Raw genomic sequence first — 14,671 nt, forward strand, 5'->3', positions numbered from 1 at the left:
TATAAAGAACTCTTTATATCACGGCGGAGAAAATTCATGACCCGTACCATCGTCGCCTCGGCGACACGAGAAATCATCATCGGCTTCGACCAGCCCTTCTGCGTGATCGGCGAGCGCATCAACCCGACCGGCCGCAAGAAACTGGCCGCAGAGATGATCGCGGGGAATTTCGAGACGGTGATCCGGGACGCGCTCGAGCAGGCAGCCTGTGGCGCCACCATGCTCGACGTCAACGCCGGCGTCACCTCGGTCAACCCGAATGAGACCGAACCTGGCCTTTTGGTGCAGACACTGGAGATCGTGCAGGGACTGGTCGACCTGCCGCTGTCGATCGATAGCTCGGTCACCGCCGCGATCGAGGCAGCGCTGAAGGTCGCCAAGGGCCGCCCGCTGGTCAACTCCGTCACCGGCGAGGAAGAAAAGCTCGAAGCCATCCTGCCGCTGGTCAAGAAATACAATGTGCCGGTCGTGGCCATTTCGAACGACGAGACCGGCATTTCCATGGATCCGGACGTGCGCTTCGCGGTCGCCAAGAAGATCGTGCAGCGCTGCGCCGATTTCGGCATTCCCGCGCATGACGTCGTCGTCGACCCGCTGGTCATGCCGATCGGCGCTCTGGGCGATGCCGGCCGCCAGGTGTTCGCGCTGCTGCGCCGCCTGCGTGAGGAACTCAAGGTCAACACCACTTGTGGCCTGTCCAACATCTCCTTCGGCCTGCCGCACCGCCATGGCATCAACGCCGCCTTCATCCCGATGGTGATCGGTGCCGGCATGACTTCAGCCATCATGAACCCGGTGCGCCCGCAGGAAATGGAAGCCGTGCGCGGCGCCAATGTGCTCAACGGCACCGACGAGAACTGCACCAACTGGATCAGGACCTACAAGGACTACAAGCCGGCCGAAGGCGGCCAGGCGGTCGCCGCCCCGACGCAAGTCAATGCGCCGGGCGATGGCGCTGGCAATGGCGGTCGTCGCCGTGGCGGCCGTGAAGCCCGGATGGGTCGAGGATAAGCGCGCAATCGTGAATTCACCCGCCAACATCACCGATCCGCTCGTGCTGTTCATGCCGTCCGGCAAGCGCGGGCGGTTTCCGGTCGGCACTCCGGTGCTCGATGCCGCGCGCCAACTCGGCGTCTATGTCGAAAGCGTCTGCGGTGGACGCGCTACTTGCGGGCGATGCCAGATCGAAGTGCAGGAAGGCAATTTCGCCAAGCACAAGATCGTCTCCTCCAACGACCACATCACGCCCAAGGGCCCCAAGGAAGAGCGCTATGAGCGCGTCCGCGGCCTGCCTGAACGACGCCGCCTCTCTTGCTCGGCGCAGATCCTCGGCGACCTCGTCATCGATGTGCCGCAGGATACGGTCATCAATGCGCAAACCATCCGCAAGGATGCCGACACAAGGGTGATTGCCCGCGATGCGGCGATCCGCATGTGCTATGTCGAAATCGAAGAACCCGACATGCACAAGCCGCTCGGCGACCTCGACCGGCTGAAGATCGCGCTGATGCACGACTGGGGTCTGAAAAGCCTCGATTTCGATTTTCATCTGCTGCCGCAGGTGCAAGGCATCTTGCGCAAGGGCAACTGGACCGCGACCGCCGCCATCTACAAGGATGCCGACACCGAGACCGCGCGCGTCGTTGCGCTATGGCCTGGGCTCAAGAACGAGGCCTATGGCCTGGCCTGCGACATCGGCTCGACCACCATCGCCATGCATCTGGTGTCGCTGCTGTCGGGTCGCGTCGCCGCCTCGTCCGGCACGTCGAACCCGCAGATCCGCTTCGGCGAGGATCTGATGAGCCGCGTTTCCTATGTGATGATGAACCCGGACGGTCGCGAAGGCATGACGGTCGCCGTGCGCGAGGCGATCTCGGGCCTGGTCGATAAGGTTTGCGCCGAGGGCAATGTCCAGCGCAACGACATCCTGGATTCCGTCTTCGTCGGCAATCCGATCATGCATCATCTGTTCCTCGGCATCGACCCGACCGAGCTCGGCGGCGCGCCCTTCGCATTGGCCGTCTCCGGCGCGGTGCACATCAAGGCATCCGACATCGGCCTCAAGCTCAACCAGGGCGCCAGGCTCTACATGCTGCCTTGCATCGCCGGCCATGTCGGGGCCGATGCGGCGGCGGTGACGCTGTCGGAAGGCCCGCATCGCCAGGACGAGATGATGCTGATCGTCGACGTCGGCACCAATGCCGAGATCGTACTTGGCAACCGTGCGCGCGTGGTGGCGGCCTCCTCGCCCACCGGCCCGGCCTTCGAGGGCGCGGAAATCTCCGGTGGACAGCGTGCGGCCCCCGGCGCCATCGAGCGCGTGCGCATCGATCCCGACACGCTGGAGCCGAAATACCGCGTCATCGGCTCCGAACTGTGGTCCGACGAGCCGGGCTTCCTCGACAGCGTGCAGGCCACCGGCGTCACCGGCATTTGCGGCTCCGGCATCATCGAGGTGGTGGCGGAAATGTATCTCGCCGGCATCATCTCCGAGGACGGCGTCATCGACGGCGGGCTATCCGCCCGCTCGCCGCGCGTCACCGCCAATGGCCGCACCTTCTCCTACGTGCTGAAGGAAGGCGAGCCGAAGATCACCATCACCCAGACCGACGTGCGTGCTATCCAGCTCGCCAAGGCTGCGCTTTATGCCGGCACCAAGCTGTTGATGGAGAAGCAGCATACGGACCATGTCGATCGCATCCATTTCGCCGGCGCGTTCGGCTCCTTCATCGATCCGAAATACGCCATGGTGCTGGGCTTGATCCCCGATTGCGACCTCGACAAGGTCTCGGCTGTCGGCAACGCCGCCGGCGCCGGTGCGCGGATGGCGCTGCTCAATCGCGGCTATCGCCGCGAGATCGAGGACACGGTCAGCAAGATCGAAAAGATCGAGACGGCGCTGGAACCGAAATTCCAGGAGCATTTCGTCTACGCCATGGCGCTGCCGAACAAGGTCGATCCGTTCCCGAAACTGTCGGCGGCGGTGAAACTGCCGCCACGCAAGACGGTCAGCGAGGATGGCATTGCAGGCGACGCCGCCCCGCGCCGGCGTTCGCGCGAAGGCCACGCCGCCCGGCGCGGCCGGGAGTGACCTGACGTTCGCGGGCAAGCCGCGCCCTCATTTCATTTGCATGCAAATGTTTCCGGATCGCACCGATCCGGAAACCGAACCGCTGTTTTCGCGAAATCCATCCGATACATGCGCGGCGCATTTAAGCCGCCATCGAAGGGCCGGCCGGAAATGTCTTCCCGCCGCAGCGACCTTCCGGAGGAAACCAAAAATGTCGATGTTTGAAAGCCTCGGCCGCTATGGTGTGGCCATCAAGATTGCTCACGACAGGAAGAAGTCGATCCGGGCCATGAACAACCTGCCGGCGCATGTTCAGAAGGACATCGGCTGGCCGGCATCGCCGCCCAGCGACCCACAGGCCGCGCTCACCGCGCTGCTCCTGGGTACGCCGCGCTGATGACATTCGCCGAGAAATGCAAACTGCTCGGCACCCGCCGGGGATCTCGCACATCCCCTGCGGCCACCAGCAACAGGCTGCGCGCGGCACTCTTGCCGCGCCGTTGACCTTGCGGTTCGGATCACACCAGCGTGTGGACAGAGCGTAAAACTTGACATTTCGGGCCAAGGTACGATCTTCGCAGATAGTGGAGGTTTCTCTTAGTCGGCTCTTGCCGAAGTTCGTGTATTCGCATGCCAAGTTTCAAAAGCCACGTCGTGTCTTTCGTGCTCAGGCACAGCCGCAAGAAGGCATTTTCCAGCCCGGAAAACCTGCAGCGCTGGATCGCCGCTGCGCGCAAGACGGAGGACCATCACCCGCCGGCCTCGCTGCACCAGCGCTTCGACATCGAAACACGCACCGTCGACGGCTTTCCGGTCTATGAGATCGCGCCCCGAGCCGGGAAACGGAAGCGGATTCTCTACCTGCATGGCGGCGCCTATGTCTTTGAAATCACGTCCTATCACTGGGGGCTGATTGCGGAGATGGCAGACCGGCTCGGCTATGGCATCACGGTGCCGATCTATCCCATCGCCCCCGAACATGACTTCCATGCCATGTTCGGCATGGTCGGCGATGTCTACCGGCAAATGCTCGACGAGACCGAGGCGGAGGACATCATCTTCATGGGTGATTCCGCCGGCGGCAACATGGCCGTGGTCCTGACCATGATGGCCGCGGAAGAGGCCCTGCCCCTGCCGTCGCGCCATGTGCTGATCTCGCCCGGGCTCGACATGTCGCTCGCCAATCCGGCGGTGTTCGAGGCGGAGCGCAACGATCCCTGGCTCGGCATCCCGGGCGGGTTGGAAGCAATCAGGCTCTACAGTGCCGGCATCGACCGCAGCGACTGGCACATCAGCCCAGTCTATGGCGATCTGTCGGTGCTGCCGAAAACGCTGCTTCTGACTGGCTCGCGCGATCTGTTGACCCCCGACAATCTGATCTTCGCCGAAAAGGCCCGTGCCGCCGGTGTCGAGGTCGATGTCGTTCACGAGGAAGGCATGTTCCACGTCTGGCCGTTGATCGACATGCCGGAATCACGCCGCGCGCGCCAACACATCGTCGCGTTCCTCGGCGAGAGCCGCTCGCCGATCAGGCAGGACACGAGACCAAGGCTTGAGGCGCCCTCCGCCGAGGCGGCGGAGTAGCGCCTCTACTTTAGATCCGGCACTATTGGCGGATCAGAACTTTCCGGTTTCCCGGAACACTTCGAAGGTCGCCCGGATATGATCGGCGACGGCCTTGACCGGCGCGCTGGCGTCCGGCGCCACCACCATGGCAAGATTATAGGTCCCGATGTCGGGCATGCCGTCCTTCGGGCTGAGTTCGACCATGTCGTTGCCGAGGAACGACTTCGGCAGCGGCGCCACCGCAAGGTCGGACATGATCGCGGCACGTTGGCCGGCTGTGTGGGCGCTCATATAGGCGATGCGGTAATTGCGGCCCTCGCGGCCGAGCGCGTCGAGCGCCCCGGCCCGCCAGGCGCAGCCCTCTTCCCACAGCGACACCGGCAAGGGTTCGCGCAGATGCGCGCAGCCGCCCTTGGCACCAGCCCAGACGATCGGCTCGGTCAACAGCACCTCGGCGCCGAGCGCGCTGGTCTTGTAGGAATTGGTCAAGAGCGTGATGTCGAGCGCCCGGTCGTCCATGCGCCGGCGCAGATTGATGCTCTGGTCGATGGTGACGTCCACGGCGATCGACGGATGCGACTGCGCGAAACGCTTCAGCACATGCGGCAGCACGCGCTCGCCATAATCATCTGGGGAGCCGAGCCGGACAACGCCGACGATGTCGGGAATGATGAACTTCGACACCACCTCGCGGTTGATCGACAGCAGCCGGCGGGCATAGCCGAGCAGCATTTCGCCATCCGTGGTCAGCGTCACCGAGCGCGCGTCGCGCGCGAACACCGAGCGGCCAAGAATGTCCTCCAGCTTCTTGATCTGCATGGAGACGGCCGACGGCGTGCGGAAGACGGCGTTGGCGGCTGTGGTGAAGCTGCCGGTCTCGGCGATCGCCACGAAAGTGCGCAGAACATCGAGGTCAAGCAGCGGCAGCGGATGATTGAGTGGGGCGTTCATGGGAAGCGACCTTCAATTTTTCTGATGCAAAGTATCATTCCATTTCGTTTGATTGAACATCAGATTGGGAGGATAGTCAACTCCATCGAAGCAGGTTGCTGCCACAAGCAGCCACGAAACGACCACGACACAAACCTGCAATCGACATGAAATGAAGCTGAAACACACCACGCGTAACACCTCACTCATCCAGCGCTGGAACGCCTCCAGCCCGGCAGCCAAGGAGAATGAAATGTCTATCCTGTCATCCCTCGGTCGCATCGCGACCGAATTCAGCGCGGCCCGTGCCCGCTACCAGACCGAACGCGCCATCCGCTCCCTGCCGATCGAACTGCAGAAGGACATCGGTTGGCCTGAAACTTCCGACAGCAAGACCGGTATCCGCAACGGCATCGGATCCTGGGCTGGAGCAAAGTAGATCGTGTGTACCAAGTGCTGAAGGCCTGCCGCGCGAACTAGCCCGGCAGGCCTTCTCTATTTAATTTGTATTCAAATGAATTTTGCAGCCATGCGACGGCTGCATGGCGCATATGAGCAAGCCGCATAACGGCTGATATTCCCAATTAATGCCTTGTAAATAATCGCAAATTTCAGGCACTTTGCCCAAACTTGTCGCATTTGGTGTCGCTTTTCATATCAAGCGCTTCGCTTTTGCGATTTAGTTTTACGCAGCACAAGCCTATATCAGCGGCAGCAAACGAGCTGCCCCACTCCATCAAGCGAAGGCGACCCGTCTGAGCAACAAATGGAGATGATCATGAAGCTTTTTGCCCGCCTCTTTGCCCGCCGCGAAATGAACCTGACCACCGCTCTCGAGCGTCAGCGTCTTGCCAACACCATGCCCGGCCAGACCGGCGCGATGGCCGCGGCCCGTCTTGGCTTCGTCGCCTGAAGATTTTCCAGGCAACGCTTCCCTGCCGCTGCTTTTTGACTGCAACGCCGCCCGGCCCCGGCCGAGGCGGCGTTTTTGTCTTGCGCCGCGCACTCTGACTATCCTTGAACAGTTGAGGCCCGCTTCCAGGGCTCGCTGCGCGCCAATTGCCCATTTGCGACCCATGTCGCAAATTTAATCTCGTTCGGGCGGCGTAGCCGATTGACAAGAATGGTTTTTCCTGATGTCGCTATGCTATTCGCGACATCCTGTTCGCGCCATCGCTGCGTGAGGTTCCCTTGAACGCCGTAAAGCATCCGATCAAGCGATCGTTTGTATTCTTCCTTGTCCCCGATTTCACCATGATCGCCTTCGCGACCGCGCTCGACCCGCTGCGCTCGGCCAACCGCATGCTCGGCTATGAGGCCTATCGCTGGCGCCTCGCCAGCATCGACGGCAAGCCGGTGCGCGCCTCGAACGGTGTCGAATGCGCGGTCAACACCTCGCTGGAAGAAGAACGCAAGAAGATGGCCGGCCCCGAGCGGCCAAACATCGCCATCGTCTGCAGCGGCATCAATGTCGAGCGCTACCAGAACAAGTCGGCCTTCGCCTGGTTGCGCGAGGAATACAATCGTGGCGTCGCCGTCGGCGGCCTGTGCACCGGCGCGCACATATTGGCGGCCGCCGGGCTTCTGTCCAACAAGCGCTGTGCCATCCATTGGGAGAACCTGCCGGGCTTTTCCGAGGCGTTCCCGAAGGCCAACGTCTTTGCCGATCTCTTCGAGATCGACCAGAACGTCTATACCTGCGCCGGCGGCACGGCCGCCCTCGACATGATGCTGAAGCTGATCGGCGACGATTTCGACGAGAACCTCGTCAACCGCGTGTGCGAGCAGGTGCTGACCGACCGCGTGCGCAGCCCGACCGACCGCCAGCGCCTACCGCTGCGCGCGCGCCTCGGCGTGCAGAACTCGAAAGTGCTGACCATCATCGAGCTGATGGAGGGCAACCTGTCCGAGCCGCTGTCGCTGATCGAGATCGCCGACCATGTCGACCTGTCGCGCCGCCAGATCGAGCGGCTGTTCCGCACCGAGATGGGACGCTCCCCCGCCCGCTACTATCTGGAAATCCGGCTCGACCGCGCCAGGCATCTGCTGATCCAGTCGTCGATGCCGGTGGTCGAGGTCGCGGTCGCCTGTGGCTTTGTCTCGGCCTCGCATTTCTCGAAATGCTACCGCGAACTCTACGCCCGCTCGCCGCAGCAGGAGCGCGTCGACCGCAAGCAGTTGCTGGCTGCCTGATCCGGCAATCCACGACTTAGAGCAATTCCAGGAAAAGTATGAAACGGTTTTCCGGGGAAAAGCGCACAGCGCTTTCCCTTGGGAATTGCGTCAAAACAAAGAGTTAGAGCGGTTTGCCGTTTCCGTGAAACGGTGAATTGCTCTAGGCCGGCTGCGCCTGCGCCGTGCGCATCGCCTCGACGCGGATGTCCTCGGTCAGGCGCGCCTTCAGCGCCGAGAATTCCGGGCTGGTCTTCAGTGTGTAGTGGCGCGGATGCGGCAGGTCGACGGCGACATCCGACTTGATGCGGCCAGGCCGCGCCGTCATCACGATCACACGCGAGGCCATGAAGATGGCCTCCTCGATGTCGTGGGTGACGAACAGCACCGTCTTCTTGCGCCGTTCCCAGATGCCGAGCAGCAGTTCCTGCATCAGCCCGCGCGTCTGGTTGTCGAGCGCGCCGAACGGCTCGTCCAGCAACAGGATCTCGGGATCGTTGGCAAGCGCCCTGGCGATCGCCGTGCGCTGTTGCATGCCGCCGGAAAGCTGCTTCGGCCAATGGTTCTCGAACCCCGTCAGGCCGACGAGGTCGACATAGGAAGCGACGATCCCGTCCCGCTCCTTTTCGACCATGCCGCGTTCGCGCAGGCCGAAGGCGATGTTCTCGGCGACCGTCAGCCAGGGAAACAGCGTGTAGGACTGGAAGACCATGCCGCGATCGGGGCCAGGCCGATTGACCGCCTTGCCGTCGAGCAGCACACGGCCTTCGCTCGGCGCTTCCAGGCCGGCGACGATCCTCAACAGCGTCGACTTTCCGCAGCCCGATGGCCCGAGGATGGTGATGAAGTCGTTGGCGGCGACCGCCAGGTCGATCGGCATCAACGCCTTGACCGGCTGACCACCGCGCACGCCGGCAAAGGTGCGGCTGACATTTTCGATCAACAGCTTGCTCACGCCAGGCTCCATGGAAAGAGCCAGCGGTTGAACGCCTTGAAGGCGAAATCGGACAACAGCCCGATCAGCCCGATGATGATGATGCCGAAGATGATCTGTCCCGTCGCCAGCCGCGACTGGCTGTTGATGATCATGTAGCCGATGCCGGAAGACGAGCCGATCAGTTCGGCGACGATGACATAGGTCCAGGCCCAGCCGAGCACCAGCCGCAGCGTCTCGGCGATCTCCGGCGCGTTGGCCGGCATGATCACACGGCTGACGATGCCATTGTTCGTGGACCCCAGCGTATAGGCGGCCTCGACCAGGTCGCGCCTTGTGGAGCCGACCTTGACCGCGATGATCAGGATGATCTGGAACACCGAGCCAACGAAGATGACGAGCAGCTTTTCCAGTTCACCGATGCCGGCCCACAGGATCAGCAGCGGAATGAAGGCGGAGGCCGGCAGGTAGCGGGCGAAGGAGACGAATGGCTCCAGAAACGCTTCCACCGGCTTCCAGGCCCCCATCGCGATGCCGAGCGGCACCGCGACGACGGACGCCAGCAGGAAGCCGCCGAAGACCCGCCAGATGGTAATCAGTATGTCGAGCCAGAAACGATCCTCGACGAGGAGCCGCCAACCGTCGCGGAGCATCGACAGCGGGTCGGCGAGGAAGATGCGATTGACGTGGCCGCCAAGCGTGATCCACGCCCAGAAGGCAACGAACAGCACGAAGAAGGAAATGCCGAGCACGGTCCGGATGCCCGGCGGGACTGGATGCAAGGGGCGCATCGTCAAATCGTCCCCATATTCAAATCGTCCCCATGCTCAAATCGTGCTTTGTCCAGAAGAAAACGGCGGCGCCGGGCGCCGCCGCATTGCGGTCGGAAGCCGGACCGTCAGTTCGACACGGCGCTGGTGTCGGCCAGCGTGGAAACGTCGGGAGCTTCCTTGATCAGCCCCATCTGCAGCAGCAGCTCGCCGGCGGTCTTGGAAAAGTCCTGGAATTCCTTGGTGAAGAACTGCTTGTTCTCCGCCCGGTCGGCCCATTTCAGGTACTTCGCCGAATCCTCGAACTCCTTGGCCGACTGCTTCACGTCGGCGCCCATGATCTCGTAGGATTTTTGCGGGTCCTTCTTGATCAGGTCGAGTGCGTCGAAATAGCTGTCGGCGAGCGCCTTGGCCGCGTCGGGATTGGCCTTCAGGAATTCGGGCGTGCAGCCGACCGTGTCGAGAACCATGGGATAGTCGAGCGTGGTCGCCAGGATGTGGCCCTGATCGGACTTGTCGCGCACGGCCGAGATGAACGGCTCATAGGTGACAGCGGCGTCGTTCTGGCCGGCAAGGAAGGCCTGCGCCGCGGCGTCCGGCTCCAGGTTGACGACGGTCACGTCCTTGGTCGACATGCCGTTCTTGTTCAGCACCCAGGCCAGCATGAAATAGGGCGACGTTCCCGGTGCCGAGGACGCGACATTCTTGCCCTTGAGATCGGCGACGGTCTTGATGTCGTTGCGGGCGACGATGCCGTCGGCGCCATAGGATTTGTCGAGCTGGAATATCTGCTTGGTGGTCACCCCGCTGGCGTTCCACACCAGCCAGGTCTCGACCGTGGTGGCGGCGCATTGCAGGTCCCCGCTGGCGATGGCAAGCGGCCGGCTCGCTTGCGGCACCTTCTTCAAGGTCACGTCGAGACCGTGTTTCTCGAAGATACCTGCCTGCTTGGCAAGCGTCAGCGGCGCGAAGCCGGTCCATCCGCTGATACCGATGGTGAGCGATGTTGCGGCCATCACCGGTGCGGACAGACCGGCGGCAAGCGTCAATGTTGCGGCAAAAACGGCGATCCTGGTCATCTCAGTTCCCCTTTTGTTTTCCTGGATGGGGAATTGTTCACAGACGCCAATCGGCTTGTCAATCAACAGCTTGGTGAGGCACGCGGGTGGGACCGGGCGACGACATGCAGCCGGTTGGCGTCCGGCCACCGAAACGGCAGTCGGCTGCCTGCAATCCAGTATCAGTAGCCGTCGCAATAGCACTCCGCCGACGAGATGCGGTCGTTCCAGTCGCCTCCGAGCTCACGGGCCCTGCGCCTGATCTCGATCGATTCCCCCCTCATGCCAGTATGCTCATAGGCGACGAGCGTGCAGCCACGGCGCACGAATACCGACGACACGCGGTCGTTCCAGAACTGGCCGCCGCGAAAACTGACGGCATCGTCGGCCTCCATCTCGATCGACCGTCCGCGAAAATTCACATGCTCGAACATTACGCAGGCAGGCTGATCGTTGTATTGGGCGCTGGCGCCGTCGGCACAGAGCACGGATGCGACCGCAGTCAGGATGACAAGACGTTTCATTCTGGTGTTTCCTCGGCTTTGACCGCAGCGCCCCGACCCTTCGCGCGGATGGCGCCAGTTTGCCACTGCTTCGGGCGACGAGGCAAGCCCGTGACAACACGAGATCCGGTCTAGCGGCTGTTGAACATCCAGCTGCGATTACGCCACATTTTCTCGCCGACCAGGCAGTCGGTGGCGGGCCTGTCCTGCGCCAGCACCACCGGCGGATGATCTGCCTCTTCGGCCGCCCATTGCGGCGAGGCCGGACCAGCAAGCTCCAGCACCAGCTTGCGGCGGATGGCTTCGGGAAATTGCGTCCAGTCGTTGACCGGGATCATGAAGGCTCCGGGACCGCCGATGACGCAATCGCTGTAGTAGCGATCGAGATCGTTGACATCGTAGGCACCGGTGAAGCCGCCTCGGGTCATCAGCGGCAGGCCGTTGATGACGATGCCCTGCTTGACCACGCCATCGCGGATCAGGTTGACCGGCGCGCCCTGGTTGTTGGGACCGTCGCCTGAAATGTCGATGACCCGCTTCGTCCCCTGGTAGCCACTTTCGGCGAAGAGGTCGCTGCCGAACTCCAGCGCGCCGGAGATCGAGGTGCGCCGCGCGCTGTTGGGCGGCTGGGCGGACAATTGCGCCACCACCCGCTCGGCGTCGGCGCGATTGGCGATCACCGTCCACGGCACGATAACGCGCTGCCAGGCGGTGCCGGCCCACTCGACATAGGTGACGGCGATCTTGCCATGGGCGCCGTCGGCGATGGCTTGCAGCACGTTGTCGTGGGTCAGCGCCGCCGCGTAGCCATGACGCTGGATCTCGAGCTCGTCCGCCGACATCGACAGCGACACATCGACCGCCAACACCAACTCGACATCGACCGGCTCGTCGGCCAGGGACGCAGGCGCCAGCCAAAGCATCAGCGCCAGCGCGGCGCCGCCGAAAAGGAAATGTCTTGCGCACCGGAAAGCAGACATTCCCCAAGGGTAAGCGAAAACAGCCCCGTTAAAAAGACAAAAGCCCGGCCGAAGGCCAGGCTTTTGCGATCAGTCCGTTGCTCCATCAGGCAATCAGCTGCGCGGCTTGAGGTTCTCCGGGTCGTAGAGCGGCTTGTAGCCGACCGCCGCCACTTCGACCGGATAGGTTTCGCCGAAATATTCGATGGCAAGCTTGCGGCCTTCCTGGGCAAAAGCCCACGGCAGGTAGGCGAGCCCGATGTTCTTACCGATGGTCGGGCCATAGGCCATCGAAGTGGTGAACGACCGGCGGCCGAGTTCGTCGACCAGCGTTTCGCCCGTCCTCGGGTCCATTACCGGCATCGTGCCGACCGGATAGCGGGCAACGCCTTTCGCATCGACATTGTCGGTCATGACAAGCGTGCACAGCATGGCCGGCTGGTGCTCGCGGGCGCGATACTCGACGTGCCTGGCCTTGCCGCAGAAATCGTTCTCCTTGACCTTCGGTCGCGCGAGATCGGCTTCGAGCAGATTGTACTCGGTCAGAAGATCGGCGTTCTGCAGGCGCAGGCTCTTTTCCATGCGGCGGGTGTTGGCATAGGTCTCGACGCCGAACGGCATGACCCCGGTCGAGCGCAGCGCGTCCCAGACGGCGAGGCCGTCCTCGTAGCGCATATGCAATTCCCAGCCCTGCTCGCCGACATAGGAGATGCGGAAAGCGGTGACATCCTTGCCGCCGATCCTGACCGGCTTGATCGCCGCGAAGGGGAAGTTCTCGAGCGAAAGACCGTCCGGATTCTCGACCACCTTTTGCAGTGTAGCGCGGGCATTCGGACCCCAGATGCCGATGGTGACGAATTTCTCGGTCACGTCGGTGATGGTGACGTCGAAACCTTTGTCCTGCGCGGTGCGGCGCATGTACTGGAAGTCGCGCGGGCCGGCATCCGCCCCGTCGATCAAACGGCAACGGTCGGCCATGCGGATCACGGTAAAGTCGGCGCGCACCATGCCTTCCTCGTCGAGGAAGTGGGTGTAGATGCCTTTGCCGATGTTGTTTTCGCCGCCGATCTTGGCCGCGCACAGCCATTCCAGCAGCGCGACGTGGTCCGGACCTTCGATGTCATACATGGCGAAGTGCGACAAGTTGACTATGCCGCAATCCTCGCTCATCGCCAGATGCTCGGCATTGGAGACGCGCCAGAAATGGCGGTTGTCCCACTCGTTCTCGCGCACCGGCACGCGGTTGCCGTATTTCTCCAGCAGGTGCTCGTTGGCGGCATAGCCGTGCGCGCGCTCCCAGCCACCCAGTTCCATGAAATAGCCGCCGAGTTCCTTCTCGCGCTCCCAGAACGGCGAGCGCCGGATGTTGCGGCCCTTGGAGAACGGCTCGCGCGGATGCACCGCCGGATTGTAGACCTTCATCGCCGTTTCGGTGCAGCGATCCCAGATGAACTGCTCTTTCGTCTGGTGCGGATAGAAGCGGGCATAGTCGATGGCGTGGTGGTCGATCTCCGTGCGGCCGTCGGTCATCCAGTCGGCGATCAGCTTGCCCATGCCGGGGCCGTCCTTGACCCAGATGGCTACGGCATACCACAGGCCCCGCACCTTCTGGCTCTCGCCCATCGACGGGCCGCCATCCGCCGTCACCTGCAACAGGCCATTGAAGGAATGGCTTTCATTGTAGCCGAGCTCGCCCAGGATCGGCGTCAGTTCCATGGCGCGCTCCAGCGGCGCCAGGATCTGTTCCATGTCGAGGTCGCGCTGCGACGGCGAAAGCCGCGCCTGGTCCTTCTCCAGCAGGTCGCGCGGATGGCAGAGACGCGGGTTGGTCTCCTCGTAATAACCCCATTCGATCTGGCCGCCCTCGGCGGTCTTGGGATCGCCGGTGTCGCGCATATAGGCCGAGTTGCCCTGGTCGCGCAGCAGCGGCCAGCCGATCTCCTTGCCGGTGCCGGCAAACTCATTATAGGGCCCGAAGAAAGTCAGCGGATGGTCGATCGGCATGACCGGCAGGTCCTCGCCAACCATCTCCGCGATCAGCCGGCCCCAGATACCGGCGCAGACGATGACATAATCCGCCTCGATGGTGCCCCGATCGGTCACCACGGCGCTGATGCGGCCGTCCTTGACGATGAGTGACCTCGCCGGCGTATTGGCGAAGGACTTCAGCTTGCCGGAAGCTTCGGCCTGATCGACCAGCTTGCCGGCAACAGTCTGCGAGCGCGGGATGACGAGGCCGGCGTCCGGGTCCCACAGACCGCCCTGCACCATGTCCTGTTCGATCAGCGGAAATCTTTCCTTGATCTCGGCTGGTTCGATCAGGCGTGCGCGCGTGCCGAAGGCCTTCGCCGAGGCGATCTTGCGCTTGATTTCTTCCATACGGCTGTCGTCGCCGACGCGCGCGACCTCGAGGCCGCCGATACGCGCGTAGTGGCCCATCTTCTCGTAGAAATCGATGGAGTAGAGCGTCGTCCAGCACGACAGGAAATCATGGCTGGTCGTGTAGCAGAAGTCGGAGGCGTGCGCCGTCGAGCCGATGTCGGTCGGGATACCCGACTTGTCGATGCCGACAATGTCGTCCCAACCGCGCTCGATCAGATGATGGGCGACCGACGCGCCGACAATACCGCCGAGGCCAATGATCACGACCTTCGCCTTTTTCGGAAACTCTGCCATTGCCCGCGACTCCAAAGTGCTATTGCGGGCAGC

General features: G+C 62.7%; 14 protein-coding genes. 7 read left to right on the forward strand and 7 right to left on the reverse strand.

What is annotated here, in order from left to right; all coding sequences use genetic code 11:
• Positions 1 to 36 precede the first annotated feature (36 nt).
• The 4 genes from BLS48_RS03095 to BLS48_RS03110 all read left to right on the forward strand — a co-directional run bounded on the left by BLS48_RS03095 (position 37) and on the right by BLS48_RS03110 (position 4,654).
• Complete coding sequence (locus tag BLS48_RS03095) at positions 37 to 1,011, forward strand: methyltetrahydrofolate cobalamin methyltransferase (protein ID WP_023812319.1); 975 nt, start codon at positions 37 to 39, stop codon at positions 1,009 to 1,011.
• Entirely contained in the window at positions 962 to 3,091 is a 2,130-nt protein-coding gene (locus tag BLS48_RS03100; RefSeq protein WP_091575660.1) for an ASKHA domain-containing protein, read from the forward strand. Before BLS48_RS03095 ends, BLS48_RS03100 begins: the two co-directional genes overlap by 50 nt.
• A gap of 190 nt (positions 3,092 to 3,281) precedes the next feature.
• Entirely contained in the window at positions 3,282 to 3,467 is a 186-nt protein-coding gene (locus BLS48_RS03105; protein WP_091575661.1) for a hypothetical protein, read from the forward strand.
• A gap of 233 nt (positions 3,468 to 3,700) precedes the next feature.
• Positions 3,701 to 4,654, forward strand: a complete 954-nt coding sequence (locus tag BLS48_RS03110) for an alpha/beta hydrolase (protein WP_091575487.1) — start codon at positions 3,701 to 3,703, stop codon at positions 4,652 to 4,654.
• A 33-nt stretch (positions 4,655 to 4,687) separates the two neighbouring features.
• Here the strand turns inward: BLS48_RS03110 and BLS48_RS03115 are convergent, their stop codons facing one another.
• Positions 4,688 to 5,587, reverse strand: coding sequence for a LysR substrate-binding domain-containing protein (locus BLS48_RS03115; RefSeq protein ID WP_091575488.1), 900 nt, complete (start codon positions 5,585 to 5,587; stop codon positions 4,688 to 4,690).
• Between the two features lie 232 nt (positions 5,588 to 5,819).
• On the opposite strand from BLS48_RS03115, the gene BLS48_RS03120 reads away from it, so the two are divergent.
• From BLS48_RS03120 to BLS48_RS03130, 3 genes are all read left to right on the forward strand, one after another.
• Entirely contained in the window at positions 5,820 to 6,005 is a 186-nt protein-coding gene (locus BLS48_RS03120) for a hypothetical protein (RefSeq protein ID WP_091575662.1), read from the forward strand.
• Positions 6,006 to 6,344: 339 nt separating this feature from the next.
• Positions 6,345 to 6,479 (forward strand): hypothetical protein, encoded by a 135-nt coding sequence (locus BLS48_RS36535; protein WP_013894968.1) that lies wholly within the window; start codon positions 6,345 to 6,347, stop codon positions 6,477 to 6,479.
• Between the two features lie 341 nt (positions 6,480 to 6,820).
• Positions 6,821 to 7,759: a GlxA family transcriptional regulator gene (locus BLS48_RS03130; RefSeq protein WP_375162704.1), complete on the forward strand. Its 939-nt coding sequence runs from the start codon at positions 6,821 to 6,823 to the stop codon at positions 7,757 to 7,759.
• Between the two features lie 142 nt (positions 7,760 to 7,901).
• Here the strand turns inward: BLS48_RS03130 and BLS48_RS03135 are convergent, their stop codons facing one another.
• From BLS48_RS03135 to BLS48_RS03160, 6 genes are all read right to left on the reverse strand, one after another.
• A complete protein-coding gene (locus BLS48_RS03135) occupies positions 7,902 to 8,693 on the reverse strand; it encodes an ABC transporter ATP-binding protein (RefSeq protein ID WP_091575663.1) in 792 nt (263 codons plus the stop codon).
• Positions 8,690 to 9,463: an ABC transporter permease gene (locus BLS48_RS03140; RefSeq protein WP_091575491.1), complete on the reverse strand. Its 774-nt coding sequence runs from the start codon at positions 9,461 to 9,463 to the stop codon at positions 8,690 to 8,692. The genes BLS48_RS03135 and BLS48_RS03140 overlap by 4 nt, the downstream gene beginning before the upstream one ends.
• 107 nt (positions 9,464 to 9,570) lie before the next feature.
• Positions 9,571 to 10,521, reverse strand: a complete 951-nt coding sequence (locus tag BLS48_RS03145) for an ABC transporter substrate-binding protein (protein ID WP_091575493.1) — start codon at positions 10,519 to 10,521, stop codon at positions 9,571 to 9,573.
• Positions 10,522 to 10,682: 161 nt separating this feature from the next.
• Entirely contained in the window at positions 10,683 to 11,024 is a 342-nt protein-coding gene (locus tag BLS48_RS03150) for a peptidase inhibitor family I36 protein (protein WP_091575495.1), read from the reverse strand.
• 110 nt (positions 11,025 to 11,134) lie between these two features.
• Entirely contained in the window at positions 11,135 to 11,983 is an 849-nt protein-coding gene (locus tag BLS48_RS03155) for a DUF1194 domain-containing protein (protein WP_091575496.1), read from the reverse strand.
• Positions 11,984 to 12,076: 93 nt separating this feature from the next.
• Positions 12,077 to 14,638, reverse strand: a complete 2,562-nt coding sequence (locus BLS48_RS03160) for a GcvT family protein (RefSeq protein WP_091575498.1) — start codon at positions 14,636 to 14,638, stop codon at positions 12,077 to 12,079.
• Between the last annotated feature and the right edge of the window lie 33 nt (positions 14,639 to 14,671).

The sequence above is a fragment of the Mesorhizobium qingshengii genome (genome assembly GCF_900103325.1).
In the GTDB taxonomy this organism is placed as follows: domain Bacteria; phylum Pseudomonadota; class Alphaproteobacteria; order Rhizobiales; family Rhizobiaceae; genus Mesorhizobium; species Mesorhizobium qingshengii.

Coding starts and splice junctions, on each gene's coding strand:
- BLS48_RS03100 (WP_091575660.1), top strand. CDS start 962: ATGGCGGTCGTCGCCGTGGCGGCCGTGAAGCCCGGATGGGTCGAGGAT.
- BLS48_RS36535 (WP_013894968.1), top strand. CDS start 6,345: ATGAAGCTTTTTGCCCGCCTCTTTGCCCGCCGCGAAATGAACCTGACC.
- BLS48_RS03115 (WP_091575488.1), bottom strand. CDS start 5,587: ATGAACGCCCCACTCAATCATCCGCTGCCGCTGCTTGACCTCGATGTT.
- BLS48_RS03095 (WP_023812319.1), top strand. CDS start 37: ATGACCCGTACCATCGTCGCCTCGGCGACACGAGAAATCATCATCGGC.
- BLS48_RS03155 (WP_091575496.1), bottom strand. CDS start 11,983: ATGTCTGCTTTCCGGTGCGCAAGACATTTCCTTTTCGGCGGCGCCGCG.
- BLS48_RS03160 (WP_091575498.1), bottom strand. CDS start 14,638: ATGGCAGAGTTTCCGAAAAAGGCGAAGGTCGTGATCATTGGCCTCGGC.
- BLS48_RS03140 (WP_091575491.1), bottom strand. CDS start 9,463: ATGCGCCCCTTGCATCCAGTCCCGCCGGGCATCCGGACCGTGCTCGGC.
- BLS48_RS03150 (WP_091575495.1), bottom strand. CDS start 11,024: ATGAAACGTCTTGTCATCCTGACTGCGGTCGCATCCGTGCTCTGTGCC.
- BLS48_RS03130 (WP_375162704.1), top strand. CDS start 6,821: ATGATCGCCTTCGCGACCGCGCTCGACCCGCTGCGCTCGGCCAACCGC.
- BLS48_RS03120 (WP_091575662.1), top strand. CDS start 5,820: ATGTCTATCCTGTCATCCCTCGGTCGCATCGCGACCGAATTCAGCGCG.
- BLS48_RS03105 (WP_091575661.1), top strand. CDS start 3,282: ATGTCGATGTTTGAAAGCCTCGGCCGCTATGGTGTGGCCATCAAGATT.
- BLS48_RS03145 (WP_091575493.1), bottom strand. CDS start 10,521: ATGACCAGGATCGCCGTTTTTGCCGCAACATTGACGCTTGCCGCCGGT.
- BLS48_RS03110 (WP_091575487.1), top strand. CDS start 3,701: ATGCCAAGTTTCAAAAGCCACGTCGTGTCTTTCGTGCTCAGGCACAGC.